Origin of the sequence: Chromobacterium indicum (assembly GCF_039708975.1) — a bacterium.
Lineage (GTDB): Bacteria > Pseudomonadota > Gammaproteobacteria > Burkholderiales > Chromobacteriaceae > Chromobacterium > Chromobacterium piscinae.
Map to the genome: position 1 here is coordinate 310,070 of NZ_JAYFSJ010000004.1, position 23,667 is coordinate 333,736.

The 23,667-nt window shown below is 63.6% G+C and carries 18 protein-coding genes, 1 tRNA gene and 1 pseudogene; 10 read left to right on the forward strand and 10 right to left on the reverse strand.

What is annotated here, in order from left to right; genetic code table 11:
• Nucleotide 1 precedes the first annotated feature (1 nt).
• From VA599_RS07890 to VA599_RS07905, 4 genes are all read right to left on the reverse strand, one after another.
• A complete protein-coding gene (locus VA599_RS07890; RefSeq protein WP_346788178.1) occupies nucleotides 2-2,287 on the reverse strand; it encodes an NADP-dependent malic enzyme in 2,286 nt (761 codons plus the stop codon).
• A gap of 155 nt (nucleotides 2,288-2,442) precedes the next feature.
• Nucleotides 2,443-3,771 carry a TRAP transporter large permease gene (locus VA599_RS07895; RefSeq protein WP_346788179.1) on the reverse strand — a complete coding sequence of 443 codons (1,329 nt, stop codon included), beginning with the start codon at nucleotides 3,769-3,771 and terminating at the stop codon, nucleotides 2,443-2,445.
• A complete protein-coding gene (locus VA599_RS07900) occupies nucleotides 3,768-4,358 on the reverse strand; it encodes a TRAP transporter small permease (protein ID WP_346788180.1) in 591 nt (196 codons plus the stop codon). Before VA599_RS07900 ends, VA599_RS07895 begins: the two co-directional genes overlap by 4 nt.
• Nucleotides 4,359-4,419: 61 nt before the next feature.
• On the reverse strand, nucleotides 4,420-5,424 hold the full coding sequence (locus tag VA599_RS07905) for a TRAP transporter substrate-binding protein (RefSeq protein ID WP_104945374.1): 1,005 nt from the start codon (nucleotides 5,422-5,424) through the stop codon (nucleotides 4,420-4,422).
• A gap of 183 nt (nucleotides 5,425-5,607) precedes the next feature.
• Here VA599_RS07905 and VA599_RS07910 point away from each other — a divergent pair, with 183 nt between their 5' ends.
• Complete coding sequence (locus VA599_RS07910; protein WP_346788181.1) at nucleotides 5,608-7,899, forward strand: PAS domain-containing sensor histidine kinase; 2,292 nt, start codon at nucleotides 5,608-5,610, stop codon at nucleotides 7,897-7,899.
• Nucleotides 7,900-7,950: 51 nt separating this feature from the next.
• Nucleotides 7,951-8,026 (forward strand) — tRNA-Ala (locus VA599_RS07915).
• A 76-nt stretch (nucleotides 8,027-8,102) separates the two neighbouring features.
• Here VA599_RS07915 and VA599_RS07920 read toward each other — a convergent pair.
• Both VA599_RS07920 and VA599_RS07925 read right to left on the reverse strand, forming a co-directional pair.
• A complete protein-coding gene (locus VA599_RS07920; RefSeq protein WP_346788182.1) occupies nucleotides 8,103-9,809 on the reverse strand; it encodes an amidase in 1,707 nt (568 codons plus the stop codon).
• A 172-nt stretch (nucleotides 9,810-9,981) separates the two neighbouring features.
• Nucleotides 9,982-10,938, reverse strand: coding sequence for a LysR family transcriptional regulator (locus VA599_RS07925; RefSeq protein ID WP_104947976.1), 957 nt, complete (start codon nucleotides 10,936-10,938; stop codon nucleotides 9,982-9,984).
• A gap of 229 nt (nucleotides 10,939-11,167) precedes the next feature.
• Between VA599_RS07925 and aguA the strand changes: the two genes are divergently transcribed.
• The 3 genes from aguA to VA599_RS07940 all read left to right on the forward strand — a co-directional run bounded on the left by aguA (nucleotide 11,168) and on the right by VA599_RS07940 (nucleotide 15,351).
• Nucleotides 11,168-12,274: an agmatine deiminase gene (gene aguA / locus VA599_RS07930; RefSeq protein WP_346788183.1), complete on the forward strand. Its 1,107-nt coding sequence runs from the start codon at nucleotides 11,168-11,170 to the stop codon at nucleotides 12,272-12,274.
• A 942-nt stretch (nucleotides 12,275-13,216) separates the two neighbouring features.
• Complete coding sequence (locus VA599_RS07935) at nucleotides 13,217-14,194, forward strand: chromate resistance protein ChrB domain-containing protein (protein WP_346788184.1); 978 nt, start codon at nucleotides 13,217-13,219, stop codon at nucleotides 14,192-14,194.
• A complete protein-coding gene (locus tag VA599_RS07940; protein WP_346788185.1) occupies nucleotides 14,191-15,351 on the forward strand; it encodes a chromate transporter in 1,161 nt (386 codons plus the stop codon). Before VA599_RS07935 ends, VA599_RS07940 begins: the two co-directional genes overlap by 4 nt.
• 215 nt (nucleotides 15,352-15,566) lie before the next feature.
• Here VA599_RS07940 and VA599_RS07945 read toward each other — a convergent pair whose 3' ends face one another.
• The gene (locus VA599_RS07945) at nucleotides 15,567-16,529 is read right to left on the reverse strand and encodes an amidohydrolase family protein (RefSeq protein ID WP_346788186.1); all 963 of its coding nucleotides are present in this window, start codon (nucleotides 16,527-16,529) and stop codon (nucleotides 15,567-15,569) included.
• A gap of 123 nt (nucleotides 16,530-16,652) precedes the next feature.
• Here VA599_RS07945 and VA599_RS07950 point away from each other — a divergent pair.
• From VA599_RS07950 to VA599_RS07960, 3 genes and pseudogenes are all read left to right on the forward strand, one after another.
• A pseudogene (locus tag VA599_RS07950) lies at nucleotides 16,653-16,826 on the forward strand (LysR family transcriptional regulator); the annotation flags it as partial.
• A gap of 69 nt (nucleotides 16,827-16,895) precedes the next feature.
• Nucleotides 16,896-17,531 (forward strand): LysR family substrate-binding domain-containing protein, encoded by a 636-nt coding sequence (locus VA599_RS07955; protein ID WP_346788196.1) that lies wholly within the window; start codon nucleotides 16,896-16,898, stop codon nucleotides 17,529-17,531.
• Between the two features lie 178 nt (nucleotides 17,532-17,709).
• Nucleotides 17,710-18,582 carry a nitrilase-related carbon-nitrogen hydrolase gene (locus VA599_RS07960; RefSeq protein ID WP_346788187.1) on the forward strand — a complete coding sequence of 291 codons (873 nt, stop codon included), beginning with the start codon at nucleotides 17,710-17,712 and terminating at the stop codon, nucleotides 18,580-18,582.
• 97 nt (nucleotides 18,583-18,679) lie between these two features.
• Here VA599_RS07960 and VA599_RS07965 read toward each other — a convergent pair whose 3' ends face one another.
• From VA599_RS07965 to VA599_RS07975, 3 genes are all read right to left on the reverse strand, one after another.
• Nucleotides 18,680-20,326 carry a Na/Pi cotransporter family protein gene (locus VA599_RS07965; RefSeq protein WP_231177077.1) on the reverse strand — a complete coding sequence of 549 codons (1,647 nt, stop codon included), beginning with the start codon at nucleotides 20,324-20,326 and terminating at the stop codon, nucleotides 18,680-18,682.
• Between the two features lie 452 nt (nucleotides 20,327-20,778).
• Nucleotides 20,779-22,017 (reverse strand): NADH:flavin oxidoreductase/NADH oxidase family protein, encoded by a 1,239-nt coding sequence (locus tag VA599_RS07970; RefSeq protein ID WP_346788188.1) that lies wholly within the window; start codon nucleotides 22,015-22,017, stop codon nucleotides 20,779-20,781.
• Nucleotides 22,018-22,170: 153 nt separating this feature from the next.
• A complete protein-coding gene (locus VA599_RS07975) occupies nucleotides 22,171-22,440 on the reverse strand; it encodes a hypothetical protein (RefSeq protein ID WP_346788189.1) in 270 nt (89 codons plus the stop codon).
• On the opposite strand from VA599_RS07975, the gene VA599_RS07980 reads away from it, so the two are divergent.
• Both VA599_RS07980 and VA599_RS07985 read left to right on the forward strand, forming a co-directional pair.
• On the forward strand, nucleotides 22,429-23,106 hold the full coding sequence (locus VA599_RS07980; protein ID WP_346788190.1) for a type 1 glutamine amidotransferase domain-containing protein: 678 nt from the start codon (nucleotides 22,429-22,431) through the stop codon (nucleotides 23,104-23,106). The genes VA599_RS07975 and VA599_RS07980 overlap by 12 nt on opposite strands.
• A gap of 51 nt (nucleotides 23,107-23,157) precedes the next feature.
• Nucleotides 23,158-23,571 carry a MerR family transcriptional regulator gene (locus VA599_RS07985; protein ID WP_021478478.1) on the forward strand — a complete coding sequence of 138 codons (414 nt, stop codon included), beginning with the start codon at nucleotides 23,158-23,160 and terminating at the stop codon, nucleotides 23,569-23,571.
• Nucleotides 23,572-23,667 lie beyond the last annotated feature (96 nt).

Here is a 23,667-nt window from a genome sequence, read left to right on the forward strand (position 1 = left end):
ATCAGCCCTGTTGTACGGCAACCTGGGCGTCGACCGAGGCCAGCGCCACCATGTTGACGATGCGGCGCACTGACGAGATCGGGGTCAGGATGTGAGCCGGCTTGGCCATGCCCATCAGGATCGGGCCGATGGTCACGCCGTCGGACGCCGACACGCGCAGCAGGTTGTAGCTGATGTTGGCGGCTTCCACGTTCGGCATGATCAACAGGTTGGCCGAACCCTTCAGCGTGGAATCCGGCATCGCCTGTTGGCGGATGCTTTCCACCAGCGCGGCGTCGCCCTGCATTTCGCCGTCGATTTCCAGCTCCGGCTGAGCTTCGCGGATCAGGTCGAAGGCGGCGCGCATCTTCTGCGCCGACGCGGTGTTCAGCGCGCCGAAGCTGGAGTTGGACAGCAGCGCGGCCTTCGGCTGGATGCCGAAGCGCTGGATGGACTCGGACGCCATCTTGGTGATGGCGGCCAGCTGCTCGGCGTTCGGCTCGGCATTGACGTAGGTGTCGGTGATGAAGATGTTGCCGGTCGGCAGGATCAGCGCGTTCATCGCGCTGGCCACCTTGTCTTCATTGGCGTAGCCGAGCACGTTCTCCAGGATGTCGAAGTGCTGGCGGTACGGGCCGTAGGTGCCGCAAATCAGCGCGTCGGCGTCGCCGCGGCGCACCATCATCGCGCCGATCAGCGTGGTGTTGCCGATCACGCGGCGGCGAGCCTGTTCCTGCGACACGCCCTTGCGCTTCATCAGCTGGTAGTAGTCCTGCCAGTAGGTGTTGAAGCGCGGATCGGATTCGTTGTTGACCAGTTCGAAATCGATGCCCGGGCGCAGCTTCAGGCCCAGTTTTTCGATGCGCTTCTCGATCACGCTGGGGCGGCCCACCAGGATCGGCTTGGCCAGGCCCTGGGTGACGATTTCCTGGGTGGCGTGCAGCACGCGCTCGTCCTCGCCCTCGGTCATCACCACGCGCTTCGGATCCTTCTTGGCCTGGGCGAACACCGGCTTCATGAACAAGTTGGTCTTGTACACGAACTGGGCCAGCTGGTCGGCGTAGGCGTCGAAGTCCTCGATCGGGCGGGTGGCGACGCCGGAATCCATCGCGGCCTTGGCCACGGCCGGGGCGATCTTGACGATCAGGCGCGGGTCGAACGGCTTGGGAATCACGTATTCCGGACCGAAGGACAATTCCTGGTCGCCGTAGGCGGTGGCCACCACGTCGTTTTGTTCGGCCATCGCCAGGTCGGCGATCGCGCGCACGGTGGCCAGCTTCATCTCTTCATTGATGGTGGTGGCGCCCACGTCCAGCGCGCCGCGGAAGATGAAGGGGAAGCACAGCACGTTGTTGACCTGGTTCGGGAAGTCCGAGCGGCCGGTGCCGATGATGGCGTCCGGGCGCACTTCCTTGACCAGCGGCGGCAGGATTTCCGGTTCCGGGTTGGCCATCGCCAGGATCAGCGGATCGCGGGCCATGGACTTGACCATGTCTTGCGACACCAGGCGCGGGCCGGACAGGCCCATGAAGATGTCGGAGCCGGCCATCGCGTCGGCCAGCTTGCGCCAGCCGTTGTCCTTGATGGCGTAACGCAGCTTGGACTCGTCCAGCTTCTCGTCGCGGCCGATGAAGACCACGCCCTTGGAGTCGCAGATGGTGATGTTTTCGCGCTTCACGCCCAGGGCCACCAACAGGTCCAGGCAGGCGATGGCGGCGGCGCCGGCGCCGGAGGCCACCACGCGCACTTCGCCGATTTCCTTCTTCACCAGGCGCAGGCCGTTCAGCACCGCGGCGGCGGCCACGATGGCGGTGCCGTGCTGGTCGTCGTGGAAGACCGGGATGCCCATGCGCTCGCGGCACTTCTTCTCGATGTAGAAGCACTCCGGCGCCTTGATGTCTTCCAGGTTGATGCCGCCGAAGGTCGGCTCCAGCGAGCAGATGATGTCCACCAGCTTGTCAGGATCCAGTTCGTTGACTTCGATGTCGAACACGTCGATGCCGGCGAATTTTTTGAACAATACGCCCTTGCCTTCCATCACCGGCTTGCTGGCCAGCGCGCCGATGTTGCCCAGGCCCAGCACCGCGGTGCCGTTGGAGATCACGGCCACCAGGTTGCCGCGGGCGGTGTACTTGTAGGCGTTGAGCGGGTCTTCGACGATGGCGTCGCATGGGGCGGCCACGCCGGGGGAGTAGGCCAGTGCCAGATCGCGCTGGGTGGTCAGCGGCTTGGTCGGGGCAACCTGAATCTTGCCCGGTGTCGGGAACTGGTGAAACTCCAGTGCGCTTTGGCGCAATTGCTCGTCCATTCGCAGGCTCCTGATTGAGAGATGTTCTTTTATGTTGGTAAGGGAGAATCAGCCTCGCATTATAAGACTTATGCCAGGCCCGGGCTATGCCGTGTCGGACAAAAGCCGCGACGGGCAAAGCCCATCGCGGCGGCATGTCATCTGACGCGGGAAGCTCAATTCATCATGCCCAGCATCCGCGGCAGCCACAGCGAGATTTCCGGGATGAAGGTGACGGCCAGCAGGAAGCCCAGCATGGTCAAGAGCCACGGCCACACCGCCACCGTCAGCTCGGTGATCCCCATCTTGGTGATCCCCGACGCGACGTAAAGGTTCAATCCCACCGGCGGGTGGCACATGCCCACTTCCATGTTGACCGCGATCAGGATGCCGAAGTGCACCGGGTTGACGCCCAGCTTCACCGCCACCGGATACAGGATGGGCGCCATGATCAGCACGATGGCCGACGGGTCCATGAAGTTGCCGGCCGCCAGCAGCAGGATGTTGGTCAGCAGCAGGAAGGCGACGATGCCGAAGCCCTGGCTGGCCATCCAGGCCGCCATGGTCTGCGGGATCTGCTCGGACGCCATCAGGAAGGAAAACAGCACCGCGTTGGTGATGATGTAGAGCAGCATCGCGCTCATCGACGCGGCGTTGATCAGCACCTTGGGCACGTCCGGCAGCTTCATGTCCTTGTAGACGAACACCGCGATCACGAAGGCGTACACCGCGGCCATCGCCGCCGCCTCGGTGGGGGTGAACACGCCGCTGTAGATGCCGCCTATCACCAGCACGATCAGCAGCAGGCCCCACACGCAGTCGCGGAACGCGCTCCAGCGCTCGCCCCAGCTGGCCTTGGGCAGGCGCGGATAGTCGAACTTCCTGGCGCGGAACCAGGTAGTCATGCCCAATAGAAAGGACAGGCACAGGCCGGGCAGCACGCCGGCAATGAACAGCTGGCCGACCGAGGCGGTGGAGACCGCGTTGCCGTCCGGGCCGGTGACGCTCATGCCGGCGGTGGCGATGCTGAACATCACCAGGTTGATCGACGGCGGAAACAGGATGCCCAGCGCGCCGGAAGTGGTGATCACGCCGGCGCCGAAGCGGGCCGGGTAACCTTGCTTCAGCATCGCCGGCAGGATGATGGATCCGACGGCGACGACGGTGGCGACCGAGGAGCCGGTGATCGCCGCGAACAGCGCGCAGGACACCACGCCGGCGAGGCCAAGGCCGCCGTACCAGTGGCCGACCAGGGTGGTGGCGAAGCGTATCATCCGCCGCGCCACGCCGCCGTGCATCAGGAAGTTGCCGGCCAGGATGAAGAAGGGGATCGCCATGATCTCGAACTTCTCGATGCCGGTGAACAACTTGAGCGCGACGGAGGTGATCGGCACGTCGGTCATGGTGAACAGGAAGGTGAGGACGGTCAGGCCCAGCGAGATGGAGATCGGCATGCCGGTCAGCATCAGCGCCAGCAGCAGGCCGAAGATGATCAGGGCGCTCATGGACGGCCTCCGTGATGCATGTCGCGCGGGTGAAGGTTGTCCAGCGTGTCGTCGCCTTCGATGCCGTCGACGTGGTCGTGGTCATGCTTGGGCAGGCTGCCGGTCTTGACGAAGTTCCAGGCCACCTGCAGGAAGCGGAAGCACATCAGCGTGGAGCCGGCCGGGATGGCCAGGTAGACCAGCCACATCGGCGCTTCCAGGTCGGGCGAGGTCTGGTCGGTGTGGGCGATGTTCCAGACGAAATCGCCGCCCATCACGGCGACTGCGCCGGTGAACAGCGCGCCGGCCAGCAGGCCGAACACGATGAAGCGGCCGCGGGTCTTGTCGGGCAGGCGGTTGATCAGCACGTCGACGCCGACGTGGATGCCGGTGCGCACGCCGTAGGCGGCGCCGAACTTGGCCATCCAGACGAACAGATAGACGGTGAGTTCTTGCGCCCACGCCAGATTGATGTGGGCGAGATACGGTTGAAGAGCGGGAATGCCGGAGCCGTAGCGGTGCAGCACGGCTACGAAAGTGATCAGGGTGGCGGCACCCATCAGACAGGCAATCATCCACTCCTCGAGGTGGTCGAGGAATTTCAGCATGGCGGGATTTCCTATGCGCGCAGCGCAGCCGCGCATCGGGCGATGCGCGGCCGTCGGCCTGTTACTTGCCGGGGTTGAAACCGGTTTCTTTATAAATCTGCTTTAGCAGATCGGGGCCGATGCGGGAAGCCATTTTCTGGTGCACCGGCAGCAGCGCTTTCTTGAACGCGTCGCGCTCCTGCGGCGTGGGGACGTAGACCTTGGTCTTGCCGGATGCCTTGATCGCCGCCACGGCCTTGTCGTTCTCTTCCTTGGCGATCTTGTTGGCGTAGACGGAGGCGTCCTGCACCGCGCTGTCCAGCTGGGTGCGGACGTCGGCCGGCAAACCGTCCCAGAACTTCTTGTTGACGATCAGCGCGTAGCCGAGGAAGCCGTGCTGGGTCAGCGTCAGGTTCTTCTGCACTTCGTAGGCCTTGCTGGTGTACAGGTTGGACGCTTCCAGCTCGGTGCCGTCCACCACGCCGGTCTGCAGCGCCTGGTAGACCTCGGAGAAGGCCATCACCTGCGGCAACGCGCCCAGGGTGCGCATTTCTTCCTCAAGCACCTTGGACGACTGGATGCGGATCTTCATGCCCTTGAGGTCGGCCGGGGTCTTGATCGGCTTGTTGGCCGAGAAATTCTTGAAGCCGTTGTCCCAGTAGGCCAGGCCCTTGATGCCCTTGCCCTCCAGCTTGCCCAGCAATTGCTTGCCGAGCGGACCGTGCATCACCTTGTTGACCTGGTCGTAGTTGTCGAACACATAGGGCAGGTCGAAGACTTCGAATTCCTTCACGCCCAGCGGGCCGAACTTGGCCAGGCTGGGGGCCAGCATCTGCACCGCGCCCAGCTGCAGCGCCTCCAGCTCTTCCTTGTCCTTGTACAGCTGGCTGTTGGGGTAGACCTGGACCTTCACCTTGCCGTGGGTGCGTTGCTCGGCCAGCTTCTTGAAGTATTCGGCGGCCTTGCCCTTGGGGGTGTCCGGCGACACCACGTGGCTGAATTTGATGACGATCTCGCCGGCCGCCTGGGCGAATCCGGAGAGGGCGAGGCTGGCGCAGACGGCCAGCGCGGCATGCTTCAGTTTCATGTAGGGATCTCCATCCATTTGTAGCGTTGTAGTGTCAGGCCCGGCTCGTGCCGGTTGTTGTTGTGGGTAAAGTAGAAGCTCTATGGCGGTTTGGCCATTAGGGAATTCCAGAACATGGGCATGCTCCCTGCCGGTCCGCGGCCGCGGTATCATCTAACGCGTTCCATTGTCCGGTTGTCCGCCATGCCCCCATCCCACTCCCGCATCCGCCGCATTCCCCATCAGCTGTGGCTGGGCGCCAGCCTGGCCTTGCTGGCGCTGCTGCTGGCCTTGTGCAGCCTCAGCTACCTGGTGTACCGCGACTGGCGGGACGAGCAGCAGGACAACCTGATCCAGGAAGTGCTGTGGCTGGAGCAGTCGCTGCGCATGCATCTGGAGGCGCATCAGGAATGGGGCGAGGCGCTGGCGCGGGACATCGCCGCCGGCAAGGTGGACAGCCGGCGTTTCGCCCAGCTGGCGGCGTTCTACCTGCGCGAGAATCCGGAACTGGTGACGCTGGAAAGAATCGGCATGGACCGCCAGGTGGAATGGGACCCGCACGGCCTGCGCCGCGACCAGCGGCAGCTGGGGCTGCCGGAGTACGACGCGATGTGGCGCGCAGGACGCCTGCTGCGCAATAGCTACGGCGCGCCCTACCAGGGGCAGGACGGCAAGTACCGCTTCGACCTGGCGATTCCCATCGTCCACGACGGCCGGCTGCTGGGCGGGCTGCGCCTGTCCTATCAGCTGGACGCGCTGCTGTACCACCAGGTGCCGTGGTGGATCGCCTCCAAGAACTACATCAGCATCATCGATCTGGGGGGCAAGACGCTGGCGCAGAAGTTCGACGCCGCCGAGCAGCCCGGCAACATCTCGCACCAGACCAGCTTCGATCCGCCCGGCTACGGCCTCTACCTGCGCGCGGTCAGCTACCGCAGCGGCCTGGGGCTGACGCTGCCGGTGCTGACGGTGGTGATCGCGCTGCTGCTGCTGACCCTGCTGTACGCGGTGTGGCGCATCCGCCGCCACATGCGCGAGCGCTTGCTGGCCGAGCAGCGGCTGGCCAAGGAGGTGTCGCTCAGGCAGGCGATAGAGGATTCGATGAAAAGCGGCCTGGTGGCGATCGGACTGGAAGGAGAGATCGTCCGTGTCAACCGCGCCTTCTGCGACATGCTGGGCTTCTCGCCGGAGGAGCTGGTGGGCAGCCACCCGCCGCATCCATTCTGGCCGGCCGACCAGCACGGCGTGCTGGCCGACGCGATGGACGCGGTGCGCGACAACCGCCAGCCGGAGCAGGGCTTCGAACTGACCTTGATGCGCAAGCGCGGCGACACCTTGGTGGTAAGGCTATTCGCCACGCCGTTGGTGGAGGAGGACGGCGACCAGCGCGGCTGGATCGCCTCTATGTTCGACATCACCGAGCGCCAGCGCCAGCGCAAGGAAATGGACGCTGCCCACAGCCGCTTCCTCACCGTGCTGAATGGTCTGGCCGCCGGGGTGTGCGTGGTGGACGAGGACAGCGCCCAGCTGTTGTACGCCAATCCCGGTTTCGCCGAATTGTGGCAAGTGGGCGATGCCGACGCGCCGTGCTGCGTGTTGCTGCCGGGTTTGAAGGCCGGCGAGGGCGAGGATATCGGCCAGGAGTTCATCGTTACCGGCGAGCGCTGCCTGCTGATCCGTCGCCGCCGCATCGAATGGGTGAACGGCGAGGCGGCCTGGCTGGCGATACTCAGCGACGTCACCGCCGACCGCCGGCGCGAAGAGCGCGAGCAGGCGCAGCAGGAGCGCTTCCAGAACACCGCCAGGCTGATCGCGATGGGCGAGATGGCGTCCACGCTGGCGCATGAGCTGAACCAGCCGCTGACCGCGATCCACACCTACGCCGCAGGCGTCAGCCGCCGCTTGCCGGAAGAGCTGGCACTGCCGGCCGGCGTGCGCGACGCCATCCAGGCCATCGCCGAGCAATCGCGGCGCGCGGCGCAGATCGTCAGCAGCATCCGCGCCTTCGTCAAAAAGCACGAGCCGCAACTGGAGCGGGTGGACCCGGCGCGGGTGGTGCAGCGCGCGCTGGGCCTGGCCGAGCCGCTGGCCGCCAAGAACGCCGTCGGCCTGCAACTGGCCGCCGACCGCAGCCCCTGCCGGGTGGACATGGACCCGGTGCTGATCGAGCAGGTGTTGCTCAATCTGATGAAAAACGCGATCGAGGCATTGGTTGAGGCGGGCACGGCGCGCCCCGGAGTGGAGCTGCACACCTGCGTGGAAAATGGCAAATGGCGGGTGGAGGTGGTGGACAACGGCCCCGGCCTGGCCGCCGGCATGCAGGACAACCTGTTCACGCCGTTCTACTCCACCAAGCCGGAAGGGATGGGCATCGGCCTCAATATCTGCCGCTCCATCGTGGAGTTCCACCGCGGCGAATTCGGCGCCGTCAGCAGCCAGGAAGGCGGCTGCGTATTCTGGTTCAGCCTGCCGCTGGCCGGCGCGGAGGAGAGCTGACGCAGGGACTGGTCAAGCGAAATGCCATCGTGTTAGGATGCCTGAGTCGATGGGCCGATAGCTCAGCTGGGAGAGCGCTGCGTTCGCAATGCAGAGGTCGGGAGTTCGATCCTCCTTCGGTCCACCAGAATTCATGCGACGGGAAGCATAAGTTGGCCGAAACGGCCAGCTTATGCTTCCTGTTTCGCGTTTCTAGCTACTGCTCATTGACCTAGCGGCGGGGTGCGCGGCGGGATCATGCGCTTGTTGCCGGTGGCTTCAAATGCGCCAGCGAAGCGCAGCAGCGCGTTGTCATCATAGGCGCGACCCGCAAAAGTCAGCCCCACCGGCATGCCGATATCAGCCATCACCCCCATCGGTACGGTAACCGTCGGGACGCCAAGATGGCGGATGGCGAGGTTGCCATTGGCTACCCAGACGCCGTTGCTCCAGGCGATGTCGGCGGAGCGCGGATTGACGTCTGCATCAGCCGGGCCGACGTCGGCCACGGTGGGGAACAGCACCGCGTCCAGCTTCAGCTGATCCATCCAGTCTTCCAGATCCAGCTTGCGGGTCTTTTCCAGACCACGCAGACCATCCGGCACGCTTTCAATCCGGTCATAGGACTTGAGGCCACGCTTGGCCATGTTGACGTATTCGTCCATGCCGGCGGCCAGGTCTCCTTCGCGGTTTGGCAGGGTGCCAGGGTCATGCGGGAAGATCTGCGGGCCATCTGCGTCAGCCAGTTTGTTGAGCTTGGGGTCGCCGTTGGCGCGCAGGAACTCATCGAAGGCCCAGCCGGACAGCTCCCACAGCTCGTCATTGAGAAACTCAGGCGAGACGATGCCGCGGTTGAATACGGTGGGCGCGCCGGGTCGGTCGCCTTCACAGTTGGAAACCAGCGGAAAGTCCACTTCGATGACTTCCGCTCCGGCGGCTTCCAGCGCCTGACGCGCGGCCTCCCAGAGATCGATCACCGACGCGCGGGTATGGATGCGCTGTCCGGTCGGGCCGCCGATGCCAGGCGTCTCGCTGGTGCCGGCCAGTTCGTCCTTGTTGATGTACATGCGTGGTATGCCAAAGCGCTTGCCTTTGAGCATGTCGGGCTGAGCCAGCAGGCCGGAATAGGAATCTGGCCGAACCGCCGAGGCTTTGGGAATCTCCACCCAGGGCTGCAGGCGCCATAGGTCGCCACGGCTGATCGGGTCGTCTGCGACGATGACGTCGAGCACTTCGAGCAAGTCCGCCATGGTGCGGGCGTACGGCACGACAACGTCCATGGTCGGTGTCAATGGCCAGTTGCCGCGCACCGAGATGACCCCGCGAGACGGCGTATAAGCGCACAGGCCATTGTTCGAGGCCGGACCGCGGCCGCTAGACCAGGTCTCCTCAGCCATGCCGAAGGCGGCGAAGCTGGCGGCCGTCGCGGTGCCGGCGCCATTGGAGGAGCCGGAGGCGAACGGCGCAGTCAGGTAGTCGGCGTTGTAGGGGCTTTCGGCGCGGCCGTAGCAGCCGCGCTGCATGCCGCCATTGGCCATTGGCGGCATATTGGTTTTGCCCAGGCAGATGGCGCCGGCCGCGCGCAGGCGCGCGATGGTGAAGGCATCGTGTTGGGCGACCAGATCCTTGAACGCCGGGCTGCCTGAAGCGGCGGTCAGCCCCTTCACCAGGTAGCTGTCCTTGGCGGTATACGGGATGCCGTCCAGCGGGCTCAGCGTTTCGCCACGGGCGCGACGGGCATCGGATGCCTCGGCTTCCTTGATCGCATCCGGATTACGCACCACCACCGCATTGAGCCTGGTATCCGTCGCGGGGCCATCGTAGGCCTCTATCCGCGCCAGATAGGCCTTGACCAGTTCAACCGCTGTCGAACGCCCGGATTCGAGCGCCGCGCGCAGCTCGGCAATGGATAGCTCGGTAACCTCGATCATGCTACTACCTCCACTAAGAAGACGGATTTCATTCCCATCGCGGTGACCGTTTCCTGCAGGCGCAGGCGGGTCATGCCGCACGGTAGCCGGCGCACGCATGGGTTGTTCTGCAATATGGCGGCTAATCTACAAGAGATAGCGTCATGCGGGAAAATGATTCATTTTGATGCACTCATTCATGCGGCGAATACCGGGGCAGCATCATGCCGTGCGCCGCATCATCGGACTCGATGAGCTTGCGCATCAAGTCGCGCAGCCAGTGCAGCGCGGGATTACTATCCTGTACTGGGTGCCAGATGCAGTTAAGGTGATAGCCTGGCAGCTCTTCCGGCAACGCAACCGTCTTCAACGGCCAGTAGCCCGCGATCATCGCCGCGACTTTCTTCGGCAGGATAAACAAATGATCGGTGTTGCTGACGATGGCGGCTGCAGCCATATAGCTTTGGCTGTGCACCGAAATCTTGCGCTGCAAGCCGCGCTCGGCCAGAAAATCATCCATTGGCGACCCCAGATTGCCCAGCGGCGCGTGGAAGACATGCGGCAAGGCAATCAGATCCGATAGTGTCAGCCTATCGCTCTGGAGAGGGTGGTCATGGCGCAAGATGCCGATCAGCGGCTCGTTCAGCCAGGTTTCCCGGCACAGATAGCTGGGGATGGACATGTATTCGTCAAAACCCAGCAGGAAGTCGATTTCACCATCGGCCAGCGCCAGCTCCGGAATGTCTTCCCGCAGGATGGTGATGTCGATATGAACGTTAGGCGCGGCCTCCGCCAGTTTTTTCACCAGCGGCGGAATCAGCACGCACTCCACATAATCCGTGGTGCATAGGGTGAAGCGGCGCGCCGATGTGGCGGGATCGAAGGCCTCCGGCTGGCTGAAATGGCTTTGCAGCAGGCTGAGCGCCTGATGGACGCCTTGTTGCAGATAGAGCGCTTTTTGCGTCGGCAGCATGCCATGCGGCGAACGCACCAGCAGCGGGTCGTCGAAGAATTTCCGCAAGCGATTGAGCGAGTGGCTCATCGCAGGCTGGCTGACAAACAGTTTCTCTGCCGCCCGCGTGACGCTGCGCAGGCTGACCAAGGCATCCAGCGCCAACAGCAGGTTCAGATCCAGTTGATGCAGTTTCACATCATTCACCGTATTTATGAAAGTATTCGTATTGTTCATTTGCTGAATAGTTTGGCGCTCCCTAGACTGCGTCTGTCAATCACTTCCTCGTGCATGGCAGAAAAAACGGGTCATCACGGCCCGCTGGCTTGGAGCCGCTGCGACTGGCCGCGCCAACCCGGCTCGTCCTTTGCACATGCACGATGTTTTGAATACTTCTGATGGCATCAATCAAGTCATGGTGATCAAAATGCACAGCAAAACGCTCAACAGCCTACCCGCCGCCGACGGCTTTCACATGCCAGCCGAGTGGGCCCCGCAGCAGGCGGTATGGATGATCTGGCCGCAGCGTCCGGATAACTGGCGCCATGCCGGCCGCGAAGCGCAACAGACCTTCGCCGCCATCGCCAAGGCCATTGCGGCGGCCACTCCGGTCTTCATGGCGGTGCCGCAAGCATGCATGGCCGAGGCCCGCGCGGTGATGCCATCCGAAGTGACGCTGGTGGAAATGAATAGCGATGACTGCTGGATGCGCGACAGCGGCCCGACCGTGGTCATCGACAAGACAGGCAATGCGCGCGGCGTGGACTGGCAGTTCAATGCCTGGGGCGGCCTCAATGGCGGGCTGTACCATCCTTGGGATCAGGATAGTGAAGTCGCGAGCCAGGTGTTGGCTCAGCATGGCTTTGATCGCTACGCAGCCCCGCTGGTGCTGGAAGGCGGCTCAATTCATGTCGACGGTGAAGGCACGCTGCTCACCACCGCCGAGTGTCTGCTCAACCCCAACCGCAATCCGCACTTGTCCCAGGCCCAGATTGAAGCCTTGCTGTCCGAATATCTGGACGTGACACATTTCATCTGGCTGCCCGAAGGCGTGTTCATGGATGAAACCGACGGCCACATCGACAATATGTGCTGCTTTGCCCGCCCGGGCGAGGTGGTGCTGCACTGGGTCGACGATGAGCAGGATCCGCAGTATCCGCGTTCGCAGGCCGCCTACGAAGTGCTGTCCAAAGCGCGCGACGCCAAGGGCCGCCAGCTCAAGATCCACAAGATGCTGGCCCCGGGCCCCTTGTTCTATGAGCAGGAGGAAACGGCTGGCGTGGTGGCTAGCGGGCAGGCGGTGCCGCGCGAGGTTGGCGAGCGCATGGCCGCTTCTTATGTCAATTTCCTGATCAGCAACGGGCAGATTATTTTCCCGCTGCTGGATGAGCGCACCGATGCCGCGGCAGCCAGCCGCTTGCAGGAGATCTTCCCCGAGTACCGAATTGTCGGCGTCCCGGCACGGGAGGTGCTACTTGGCGGCGGCAATATCCACTGCATCACCCAGCAGATTCCGGCAGGCAAGGCTAGCTGAGGCGCTATCGCGCACGGCGGGTGAATTCCCGCCGTTTCTGTCTGCCATGAGCCGAGCGTGTGCAGAATTTTGTGTGTGGCCAGCTTATAGCAGTCGCTGACGTAGCTGAGGTTGAACGACGGCGTTGGCCGATGAAAAGAGCCACGTTTCATTGTTCTATGACCTAGGTAATCCGGCGTTTCGAGATCTTTCCTGTAGCTTGTTGTATTCCTCGCGCAGCGATCCGCACAGCCTCGATAGCTGATCAGGCCGCAGGGTCTGGGACATCCGACGGATGCTCAGATAGTCGCCCGCCGGCGACGATGTTTCTGAAGACTCTGCCTGTCCGTTCCACATCTTCTATCTGACGCTCCGCAGTGGTCCGCTGCTATGACTGCTGGTGCTTGTGTGTCTGCTGCACCAACCGTTCCGGAAACCATATTTGGCGTAGCTGCGCGTTATGCCGATGCGCTTCAGGATGTGGGAGGCCGGTTCTGCGGTGTCGGGGGCATCGAGTTGCTGACGCAGCCGTGATTCGAGGGAGGCTTTACTCAGCTGGGCTACGGGGCGTGGCTTGGTTTTTGTTTGGAAGGATGACGTTCTGCTTGGAGCTTGTTGCGGCAGGGGCTCGGTGAATAGCTGGTGCAGCGTCATGTCCAGCTTGTCTGCGATCTGCCGCAGCTATATAAATCCCGGCTTCTGCTGTTTGTTGGCCTAGCCACCGATGGCGCTGTCGCCCAGGCCCAGCGCCAGTTTCTTCTTTATCTTCTTTTCCCCTTCCGTCCAGCGTTCTGCCGTGGTTTGCAGGATGGCCATCAGCTGTGGCCGCGGAGTCTCCCCGTACCAGGCGACACCGTCGGCATCCCCATTGCAACGAGGATCTCGTTGTTTGAAATAAGCTCCGCATCAGAATGTATATCACCTTGGTTGCAAATTGTGTAATCTTAATTTCAAGGAGGTGGTATGGGCGCATTCGAATGGCTGGTGCTGATCGCCAGCATCCGAGGCGGCAACAGCAATCCGCGGGTGAGGCTGTGGCGGCAGATGAACGCGCGGGGAGCCGCGGCGCTGGGCGATGGCGCCTACTTATTGCCGGATCGGGCGGAACTGAGGCTGCAACTGGAGAATCTACGCGAGGAGCTGATCGCCGCCGGCGGCAGCGCGCATGTTTTGCGCGTGCGAGAGGAGGCGCCCGAGCGGCAGGCGGAGTGGCGGGCGCTGTTTGACCGCAGCGATGCCTATGCGCAGTGGACTCTGGCGCAGACAGCTTGGCTGGCGGCGCTGCCGGAATCGGAAAGCGAAGCGCGGCGCGGCTTGCGCCAGCTGCGCAAGGAGCTGGAGGCCATCGCGTCAACCGATTATTTCCCTGGAGAGCCGCTGGCACGGGCGCGCCAGCGTTGCAATGACGCCGAACGCCAGCTGGCCAGGCATTACTCGCCCGGCGAGCCATTGTCGGCGGATGGCGGGATCGAGCGGCTGGACCGCGCCGCATACCAGGGGCGGGTCTGGGCGACGCGCGCCCGGCCCTGGGTGGATCGCGTCGCCTCGGCTTGGCTGATCCAGCGCTTCATCGATCCGGCGGCTCGCTTCCTCTGGCTGACAGATATCCGCGACTGCCCATCTGGCGCGCTGGGTTTCGATTTCGACGGCGCGGCCTTCACCCATGTCGGCGAGCGGGTCACCTACGAAACGTTGCTGGCCAGCTTCGGGCTGGAGCGGAATGGCGGGTTGCTCCGATTGGGGGCGATAGTGCATGCGCTCGATGTCGGCGGCGTCATCGTGCCGGAAGCCGCCGGCTTCGAGGCCATGCTGGGCGGCGCGCGCCAACGGCTGGTGGATGACGATCAGCTGCTGGCCGAGATTTCGCAGGTGTTGGACTCGCTGTACGCCCATTTCACGCCAGCCGGCGCCAGGCTGGCTCTCTCAGGAGTCGAATCATGACGGCTTCCACCATGACACCGGCCACATACAGCCTGTGGCAGCTGACGCGCTATTTCCTGCGGCTGGGCGCGCTGGGCTTTGGCGGCCCGGTCGCGCTGGTCGGCTATATGCACCGCGATCTGGTCGAGCGGCGCGGCTGGATGGCCGAGGCCGATTACAAGGAAGGGCTCGCGCTGGCGCAGATCGCGCCGGGGCCGCTGGCGGCCCAGCTAGCGATCTATCTGGGCTATGTCCATTACCGCATCTTGGGCGCCACCGCGGCGGGCTTCGCCTTCGTGCTGCCGTCTTTCCTGATGGTGCTGGCGCTGGGCTGGGCCTATCAAGTTTTTGGCGGATTGCCCTGGATGCAGGCGGTGTTCTATGGCGTGGGCGCCGCGGTGATCGGCATCATGGCGATCAGCGCGCATAAGCTGGCCACCAAGAACCTGAAAAGCGACCGCTTGCTGTGGGCCATCTTCGCCGTATTGGCCTTGCTGACCATCGTCACCCAATCAGAGATCGCCTGGCTGTTCATTGCCGCCGGCTTGCTGGTTTGGCTGGTGCGCTGCCGGCCGCGGCCATGGACCGGCACGCTGGGCGCGGCGCTGCCGCTCCCGTTATTGCCGGCCGTTTACGATCCGGGCTTGCTGCTGCAGCTGACCGTGTTTTTCGCCAAGGCCGGCGCCTTCGTCTTCGGCTCCGGCCTCGCCATCGTGCCGTTTCTTTATGGCGGCATCGTCAGCGAGCATCACTGGCTGACCGACAAACAGTTCGTCGACGCGGTGGCGGTTGCCATGATCACGCCGGGGCCGGTGGTGATCACCACCGGCTTCATCGGCTACCTGGTGGCAGGCCTGCCCGGAGCCTGCCTGGCGGCGCTGGCCACTTTTCTGCCGTGCTATCTGATCACGGTATTGGCCGCGCCGCATTTCAAGAAGCACGGCAAGCGGACGGGGCTGGTCGCTTTCGTGGACGGCATCACCGCGGCGGCCATCGGCGCCATCGCCGGCTCGGTCGTGGTGCTGGCGCAGCGTTCGCTGACCGATTTGCCCACCGTATTGCTGGCGATTGCGGCCGCGGCTTTGTCATGGAAGCTGAAGAAGCTGCCTGAACCGGTGATTGTCGCCGGCGCGGCGCTGCTTGGCGTCGCGCTCTTTCCGCTGACGCATCGTTTCTAAACGGGCGGGGCACAAACCGCTATGGCAAGAGCTTGTACAGAATTTGTGTGCGACAAGCTTATGGTTCTTCAGGAGGGCAAACTTATACTTCCCGGTTCGTGTTTCTAGCCACTTCGCCGTCCCAATTCATTCCGTTTTTCCCCATTCCTATCCCTTGAGAGCGTTGCACAGTAAGGCTGCCCGTGTTTGAAACGCCATTCCTGTTCTTGGCCAGCTTATGGGCGAGCGCTGTCGACTTTGGCCAGTCGCGAGAACAGGGCCAGCGCGTTGCGGCGGTTGATCGCGGCATGCTCCGCGGGGGACAGTTCAGCGCATGCGTCCAGCTGGGCGGTGAATGACGCTCTAACCGCTGCCGGCGCGTAGGGGTAGTCGCTGCCGTACAGGATGCGGCCAATGCCGGAGAAGGCGGTCAGGCTGGGAAGGGCTACCCGAGCGGAGGCCAGCGCGGTGTCGAAATAGAAGCGCTGGAACAGGCGCAGCAATTCCTCGGTTGCCGGGACATCATTGCGCACGCCCGGGGCCAGTTCGGCGAAGCGATGGGACGCGTACGGCAGAAAGCCGCCGGCATGGGACAGGATGACGTTCACGTCCGGATGGCGCGCCAACGTGCCGTTCAGCACCATCTGCACCGCGGTGCGAGTGGTGTCGAAGGGGTAGTCCACCAGTGGGCCGGGCATGCCGGCGATGGCGTCGATGGCGGGTTTGCCCGGATGGATGAACACGGTGGCGCGGCGCCGGTTCAGTTCAGCCCAGACCGGCTCGAATCCCGGATCGCCCAGGTATTGGCCGCCGTAGTTGCTGAGCAGAACCACGCCGTCCGCTTTCAATGCGTCAAAGGCAAATTCGATCTCCCGCAGCGAGCCTTCGATGTCCGGCAGCGACACGGTGGCGAAATGACCGAAGCGGTCCGGACGGTGTTCTACCAGGCCGGCGGTGTATTCATTGACGCGGCGGGCCATGTCCCGCTTGGACTGGCCGGACCAGCCCTGCACGCCGGTGGCGGTCAGAGACAACACGCCGGTGGCGATGCCTTGGCTGTCCATGAAGGCGATAGCGCTCTGCGGGCTCCATTCCGGGCTTTTCCAGCCGGAAGGATCGCCGCCGTGGGCGGGCAGGGCTTCAGCCCAGAATGGGGGAACGACATGCTGATGGACATCGATGCGTTGAGTAGCGGTCATGGTGTGGCTCCTGATTCATGGCGCCGCGGCGCGGCGTCTGATGCTCAGAGTAGGCGCGCTTGAAAAATCACTCCAATAGATTAAATTTGAAGATTGATCATTTTTAGTGATGAGTTTGGGCGCATGGAATTACGCCATTTACGCTATTTCCTGGCGGTTGCCGATGAGGGCCATTTCGGCCGGGCCGCCGAAAAGCTGCATATCGTCTAGCCGGCCTTGAGCGCCCAGATCCGATCGTTGGAAGAGGAGTTGGGCGTGACCTTGTTCGTGCGCAGCACGCGCAAGGTGGAGTTGTCCGACGCCGGACGGATTCTGCTGATCGAGGCGAGGCGCACGGTGGAGCAGGCCGAGCGCGCCAAGAGCGTGATGCGCCGCGCCGCGCGCGGCGAAACCGGCGTGGTGAGGATAGGTTTCGTCGGCAATGCCGTGGCGGCGGGACGTTTATCGGATGATTTGCTGGCCTTCCATGCGGCCTGGCCGGATGTGGTGGTGGAGTTGCATGAAATGGCGCCGGCGGAGCAGTTGGAAGCGATTCTGGCCGGACGGCTGGATGTCGGCTATTGCCCGCAACTTGGCCATTCGCTTCCAGCCGGCTTGCAGGCTAGATCGGCGGGGAGCTGGCACTGGGAGGTGGCGATGGGGGCGCGGCATCCCTTGGCCGCGCACCGCTCATTGCGCGTCTCTGACTTGCATGAGCAGCCGTTCATCGTTTACGCCGCCGATGGCGACGATGAGGGCCAGTTGCCGATGTTGCGCCGGCTATTGGGCGGCGAACCGCGCATCGCTTACAAGGTGGGCAGCACCATGTCGGTTCTGGCCTTGGCGGCGGCGGGCTTGGGCCTGGCCCTGGTGCCAGCGCCGGTGCGCAAAATGGCGGCGCCTAATCTTGTTTATCGCCGATTGGCGGAGCGCTCGCCGCTGGTGTCGGAATTGGCAGCGATCAGCCGGGCGGGCGACGAATGGGGCGCGGCGCGGCGCTATCTGGACATGCTGAATGGCTGAGCATGCGCGGCGTCAGCCAAGGCAGTCTGGCCTCGCCCATTGCAATCGTTTTTGACGGCGGTTTGATGATGGCAATGCTTTTCATCGGAAGGCGGCCACCTCTGGAACATCGGCAAGGAACCTCGACTCCTATCTGGATCACTCAAGGATTCGACCCCATCCCATACTGGAAGTCGCCATGCCGCACGCCGTTTTGCCTGCAGAAAAAACCGCCCGCTCCGTAAGTATCGCCTGTTGCCAACTTGCGCCTGTGTTCGGGGATGTCCCCGGCAATATGCGCCGCAGCCGCGATGCGCTGATCCAGGCGTCGCGCCGGGGGGCGAAACTCGCCATCCTGCCCGAGCTGGCCAACACGGGTTACGTTTTTTCCAGCCGCGACGAAGCCTGGGGGCTTGCCGAAACAGCCGCCGGGCCATGCGTCAGCGAATGGCGCGAACTGGCCGCCGAGCTGGATCTCATCGTTGTCGCTGGCTTTTGCGAGGCGGATGGCGACGGGCTGTATAACAGCGCTGTGCTGCTCAGGCCGGATGGCGGACAGACCTGCTACCGGAAAGCGCACCTGTGGGATGGCGAGAAGGCGATTTTCGATGTGGGGAATCAACCCCCGCCGGTGGTGGAAACGGCGATTGGCCGGCTGGGCATGATGATCTGCTATGACCTGGAGATTCCTGAGTGGACGCGCCTGCCTGCGCTGGCCGGCGCGGACTTGCTCTGTGTCCCGGTCAACTGGCCGGCGCAGTCTCATCCGGAGGGCGAACGGCCAGCGGAAATGATCAAGGCGCAAGCCAACGCCGCATTCAACCATTTGCCTGTGGCGGTTTGCGACCGCGCCGGCAGCGAGCGCGGCGTGGATTGGGCGGGCTGTTCGCTGATCACCGACGCCAAGGGCTACGTGTTGGCGCGCGCCAGCCGCCAAGACGGCGATTGCCAGCTGATTCTGGCAGAGCTTGATCTGGTCGCAAGCCGAGACAAATACATCAGCCCGCGCAATGATGTATTGGCGGATCGCCGGCCGGAGCTGTATCGCGCGCTGCTGGATCCCTCGCGCTGAAGGCGGCCGCGGATCGGCTGGCCGGATCCGCGCGGGAGGCAAACGGTGAGAAGGGGGCATGTCCAAGACATTCGCCCGCATGGCCGTCAGCCGCGCGCTATGACGTGGCCAGCCGATCGGCCGGCAGTTCCCCGCGTTGTTCGAGCAGCGGGTAGGCGGTGCCGGTCAGATAGGAATCTATGCGTTTGAGGACGCGCAGGGTCTCCAGGTAAAGGTTGCCTGCGGCCAGATCGCTGGTGCTGCCCGCCCGGATCTGGTTGAACTGGCGCTCGGCGGCGTTCAGCTCCATCTCGCGCAGGCGCGCCTTCTCCTTCAACAGTTGATGCGCCGAGCTGGCGTCGCCGAACATCAATATGGTGACGGCCAGGTGCAGGTGGCCCAGCAAGCGGCCGAGCACTTCGTCGATGTCCGACAATTCTTCCTCCGACAGCGCCAGCTGTTGTTTGACCAGGCGGTTGGCGCAGGCCATCAGGTTTCGGTCCACCATCTCGCTGATATGCTGCAGCACGCTGGCGAAGTTGAGGATCTCGCCGATCCGGCGCAATTCCTCGTCGTCCAGCGAATAGGGGCTGAGCGCGGCCAGATAGCGCTGGATGGCGCCATGCAGCTGGCTCAATTGGTCGTCCATCGCGCGTATCTGGCTGACGCGGTTGCGGTCCACCTCGCGGAAAGCCGCTTGCGATTGGCGCAGCATCAGCGTCAGGACATCCGCCATGCGCAGCACTTCGCGAGCGGCGTTGGTCAAGGCCAGGGTGGGCGTGCCGAGCATGGCCGGGTCCAGGTACATCGGCTGCGAGGGTTCGTCCGGCGAGGCATGCGCGGGCAGCCATGTGACCAGCCAACGAGATAGGCGGGGAAGCGCGCCGATGAACAGCATGGACATCGCCAGATTGAACAACAGATGAAAGTGCGCGGCTAGCCTGCCCGGATCCGGATCCACGCTCAGGATGGCGCGCTGGATGTCGTCCAGAAACGGCAAGGCGAGCAGGCAGCCGGCCAGCCGGTTCACCAGGTTGCCGACCGGCATCCGCAGCTGGGCGGGATCGTTGCGATTGCCTTCCAGCACCGGATTGAGCGCGCTGCCGAGATTGGCGCCCAACACCATGGCGACGGTGATGGTCGGCGACAGCACGCCGGCGCCGGCCAGGGACATGATGAACAGCATCGAAGCCACGCTGGAGTGGGCGGCCAGCGAGAACAAGGCGGCAAGCAGCAGGTTGAGCGTAGGGTCGCTGGTGATGTTCTCCAGCAGCAGGCGCAGCGTGCGCGACGCCTCGATAGGCTGAACCGTCTCCAGTATCAGGTGCAGCGCCAGCAGCATCAGGCCGAGGCCGATGCCGACCCGGCCCATGTCGCGGGTGCGGGTGCGCGCGCTGCGGCGGAAGGCGGTGACGCCGGCGAGTATCAGGATGGGGAAGGCCAGTGTGATGTTGAACGACAGCGCCTGCACGATCAGCGTGGTGCCGACATTCGCGCCGAGCATGACGGCCAGCGAAGGCGCGAGATCCACCATGCCGCCGGCGGCGAAGGAGCCGAGCATCAGGGCCGTGGCGGTGCTGCTTTGCAGCAAGGTGGTGATGCCTAGGCCGGAGAGGAAAGCCCGCAGCGGAGTGCGGAGGCTTTTGCCGAGAAATTGGCGAATCTGGCTGCCGAAGGCCCTCAGAATCCCGGTATGGACCATGTGGATGCCCCACATCAGCAGCGCGACTTCGCCAAACAAATCTATGAGTATTTGAGTTGCCATATGGCCCGGCCTCTTTGAAAAACGATGAAGCCCTTTTAGGCGGATATGCCTTGCGGGGATTCATGGCGGTTTGCCAAGCTCGTTTGCCAGTGGCTTCAACCCGGCGGCGGCACCGGGAAAAGCCCGATATGGGCGCAGGCCCTTCTCCCTGCGCGCGGCATTTCACCTTGCAGGCGGAAGCGGCCGGATTGAGTGCTGTTTTATTGATCATAATCTGAAATTTTTGCAGTTTCAGATAAAAGGTCTTTATTTTCTCCCTTGATAGAAATTGAAATGGCGATGAGAAACTATTGCGAATTCTGAGTCGATGGGTTCATCAAATCCCAATCAGCCATTTCAGTCTTCATGTCGGCTGCGGCGGCGGTTTTCACGGCGTGGCCGGTTTTCGATGGTTGCGCTATTCGACGATGGCGACGGTGGCGGCGAGGCGGTATTTTTCCCCGCCGCAATGTTCATGTCGAAGCAGCCTGGCGCCGGATCCAGCGGCGGTAGCGTCCGGTCCGGATCTTGGCGTCCCACTGCTGCCGCAGCAGCGCCAGGGCCGGAGAGACATCGGGCCGGGTGCGTTTGCCCAGGCTGAGGCGGCGCAGCTGGTATTTCACCATCGCCATATAGCCGACCGAGGCCAGCACCTTGTTCTTCCACGGAATGGCGCGCAGTTGCGGCGCGGCCGACGCGTCGCTGCGCCAGGCCTTGGGCAGATTGGGGTTTATCGCCAGCGCGGTGGCCATGCCGGCGACGGCGACGCCGCTGTTCAGCACCTGTTCGACGATCGGGTAGCGGCGGATGCCGCCGGTCACCATGATGGGCATCCGCGCGACCGAGGCGATGTCCTGGGCGAATTCCAGGAAATAGGCCTCGCGGGCCAGGGTACGGCCGTCGCGTGTCTGGCCGTGCATGGCCGGCGCTTCGTAGCTGCCGCCGGATAGCTCGATCAGGTCCACGCCCAGCGGGTTCAGCATGGCCGTCACTTGCTTGGCGTCGTTGGCGCTGAAGCCGCCGCGCTGGAAATCGGCCGAATTGATCTTCACCGAAACGGCGAAGCCGGCGCCCACGGTCTGGCGCACTTCGCGGACGATGTCCAGCAACAGGCGGGCGCGGTTTTCCAGACGGCCGCCCCAGCGGTCGGCGCGCTGGTTGGTGATGGGCGACAGAAACTGGCTGATCAGGTAGCCATGCGCGGCGTGGATCTGCACGCCGGAAAAGCCGAACCGCTCCGCCAGCCGCGCCGTGTTGACGAAGCGGGCTTTCACGTCGGCGATATCGGCTTCTGACATCGCGCGCGGCGCTGCGAACTGTTTGGAGAAATTGCCGAGGTCCATGGCCACAACGGATGGCGCGATGGTTTCCTGTCCCAGCGCGGCGGGCATCTGGCGGCCCGGATGGTTGATCTGCATCCAGATCTGCGCGCCTTGGGCGCGAGCGGCTGCGGACCACTCCTCAAAGCGTTCGCCGAATCGCGCCGACTCCAGCACCACTCCGCCTGGGCCGGTCATCGCGCGCCGGTCCACCATGACGTTGCCGGTGATGATCAGCCCCGCGTCGCCTTCCGCCCAGGCGCGGTACAGGCGGATCAGTTGTTCGGACGGCGCGTGGTCGCGGTCGGCCATGTTTTCCTCCATGGCGGCCTTGGCCAGGCGGTTCGGCAGCAGGCTGCCATTGGGCAGGGTGAGTGACGCGAAGGGATTCATCGTGGTCTCCAGGGTAGTGATGAGCGCACGATAGGATTAAAGCCAACTTTAAGGTCAAGTCTGCCGATGAAGAAATTTCTGCAGGCGCGGCGGAAGACCGGTTTTGAGATCACGCGCTTGAGCGGGCGAGGAGCGGGATAGGGGAGCGCGGAGTCAAGCGGGCAAGAGCTTGTTGACATTAAAGCTGGCTTTAATCTTAGCATGGGGCTTGGCGCGCATTTCAATGCCTATGGTATTTATCCGGAAGGAAAAATGGCGCGATGTACTATCATGAAGAAGGTGTTGTCCGTGCCTGTTTTCAACAAACCCGTTCTGGTCGCCATGTCCATGCCAATCATGCAAACCGCCGCGGTAGACGCCGCGCCCCTGGTCCAGGAGCCCTCTGCCAGCGTCGGCAAGATCCTGATGGTCATGACCAATCATGACCGCTATCCGAGCCGAACCGAGCGCACCGGATTGTGGCTGGCCGAGCTGACGCACGTTTACGATGCGCTGACAGAAGCCGGCTACGCCATCGATTTCGCCAGCCCGAACGGCGGCCCCGTGCCGCTGGACCCGCGCAGCCTGGGTTGGCCCCATGCCGATGCCGCGGCCAAGGCCCGCCTGAACGACCCGGCCTTCATGGCGCTGTTGCAATCGACCCGGGCGGTGGCCGACATCGATCCCGGCGCTTACCGCGCCATCTTCTACACCGGCGGCCATGGCACAATATGGGATTTCCGCGACAACGCCGATCTGAACCGGGTCGCCGAAAGCATTTACCGCAGCGGCGGCATCGTCTCGGCGGTGTGCCATGGCCTGGCGGGCCTGCTAGATCTCAAGACCGAGGAGGGCCGGCCGCTGCTGGAAGGCCGCCGCGTGACCGGCTTCTCCAATTTCGAGGAGGCGCTGTCCGGGGTGAAGGACCAGGTGCCCTATCAATTGCAAAGCGAGATGGAGGCCAGAGGAGGGCGCTACGAGAAGGCTGTCATGCCTTTCGGCAGCTTCGCGCTGACGGACGGCCGCCTCATCACCGGCCAGAATCCGCGTTCCAGCAAGGCGCTGGCCCAGGCCTTGCTGGCGGCGCTGCGCAATGAGCCAGCGCGGTAGGCCGGCCGCGGTGTCTGATGAGACTCAGGCAAGAGCTAGGTCTGGAGCGGCATGAAAATCGGAGAACTGGCCAAGCGCAGCGGCATGGCGGCCTCGGCGATCCGCTTTTATGAATCCAAGGGCTTGCTGAAGGCGGCCAACCGCCAGGCGAACGGCTATCGCGACTATCCGCCCGAGACGGTGGCGGTGCTGTCCATCATTCGCGACGCGCAGCAAGCCGGCTTCACGCTGGATGAGATCCAGCAGATCCTGCCGGCGGATTTCCAGTCATGGAAGCATGAGCAACTGCTGTCCGCGCTCAGGCGCAAGCTTGAGGATATCGAGTCGCTGGAGGCGCGGCTGGCGCAGAGCAAGGCGCATATCCAGACGCTGATTCAGCTGATACACGCCAAGCCGGATGATATGGACTGCCAGGCCAATGCGGCCAGGGTGGTGGCGAGCATGGGCATGGCCGGCGATAAATAGGCCATGTTCCAGCTTGGTTTGGTCTGTCCCGATCCCCATGGACACTAACTTAAGGTGGATAATCCCCACCAAGGAGCAGTGTTCATGACCAAGACC

Bases quoted from the DNA above. Each gene is read 5' to 3' on its own strand.
- VA599_RS07895 (WP_346788179.1), bottom strand. From the start codon at position 3,771: ATGAGCGCCCTGATCATCTTCGGCCTGCTGCTGGCGCTGATGCTGACC.
- VA599_RS07965 (WP_231177077.1), bottom strand. From the start codon at position 20,326: ATGGCAACTCAAATACTCATAGATTTGTTTGGCGAAGTCGCGCTGCTG.
- VA599_RS07985 (WP_021478478.1), top strand. From the start codon at position 23,158: ATGAAAATCGGAGAACTGGCCAAGCGCAGCGGCATGGCGGCCTCGGCG.
- VA599_RS07945 (WP_346788186.1), bottom strand. From the start codon at position 16,529: ATGACCGCTACTCAACGCATCGATGTCCATCAGCATGTCGTTCCCCCA.
- VA599_RS07980 (WP_346788190.1), top strand. From the start codon at position 22,429: ATGACCAATCATGACCGCTATCCGAGCCGAACCGAGCGCACCGGATTG.
- VA599_RS07970 (WP_346788188.1), bottom strand. From the start codon at position 22,017: ATGAATCCCTTCGCGTCACTCACCCTGCCCAATGGCAGCCTGCTGCCG.
- VA599_RS07920 (WP_346788182.1), bottom strand. From the start codon at position 9,809: ATGATCGAGGTTACCGAGCTATCCATTGCCGAGCTGCGCGCGGCGCTC.
- VA599_RS07935 (WP_346788184.1), top strand. From the start codon at position 13,217: ATGGGCGCATTCGAATGGCTGGTGCTGATCGCCAGCATCCGAGGCGGC.
- VA599_RS07900 (WP_346788180.1), bottom strand. From the start codon at position 4,358: ATGCTGAAATTCCTCGACCACCTCGAGGAGTGGATGATTGCCTGTCTG.
- VA599_RS07910 (WP_346788181.1), top strand. From the start codon at position 5,608: ATGCCCCCATCCCACTCCCGCATCCGCCGCATTCCCCATCAGCTGTGG.
- VA599_RS07955 (WP_346788196.1), top strand. From the start codon at position 16,896: ATGCGCCGCGCCGCGCGCGGCGAAACCGGCGTGGTGAGGATAGGTTTC.
- aguA (WP_346788183.1), top strand. From the start codon at position 11,168: ATGCACAGCAAAACGCTCAACAGCCTACCCGCCGCCGACGGCTTTCAC.
- VA599_RS07940 (WP_346788185.1), top strand. From the start codon at position 14,191: ATGACGGCTTCCACCATGACACCGGCCACATACAGCCTGTGGCAGCTG.
- VA599_RS07905 (WP_104945374.1), bottom strand. From the start codon at position 5,424: ATGAAACTGAAGCATGCCGCGCTGGCCGTCTGCGCCAGCCTCGCCCTC.
- VA599_RS07975 (WP_346788189.1), bottom strand. From the start codon at position 22,440: ATGATTGGTCATGACCATCAGGATCTTGCCGACGCTGGCAGAGGGCTC.
- VA599_RS07890 (WP_346788178.1), bottom strand. From the start codon at position 2,287: ATGGACGAGCAATTGCGCCAAAGCGCACTGGAGTTTCACCAGTTCCCG.
- VA599_RS07960 (WP_346788187.1), top strand. From the start codon at position 17,710: ATGCCGCACGCCGTTTTGCCTGCAGAAAAAACCGCCCGCTCCGTAAGT.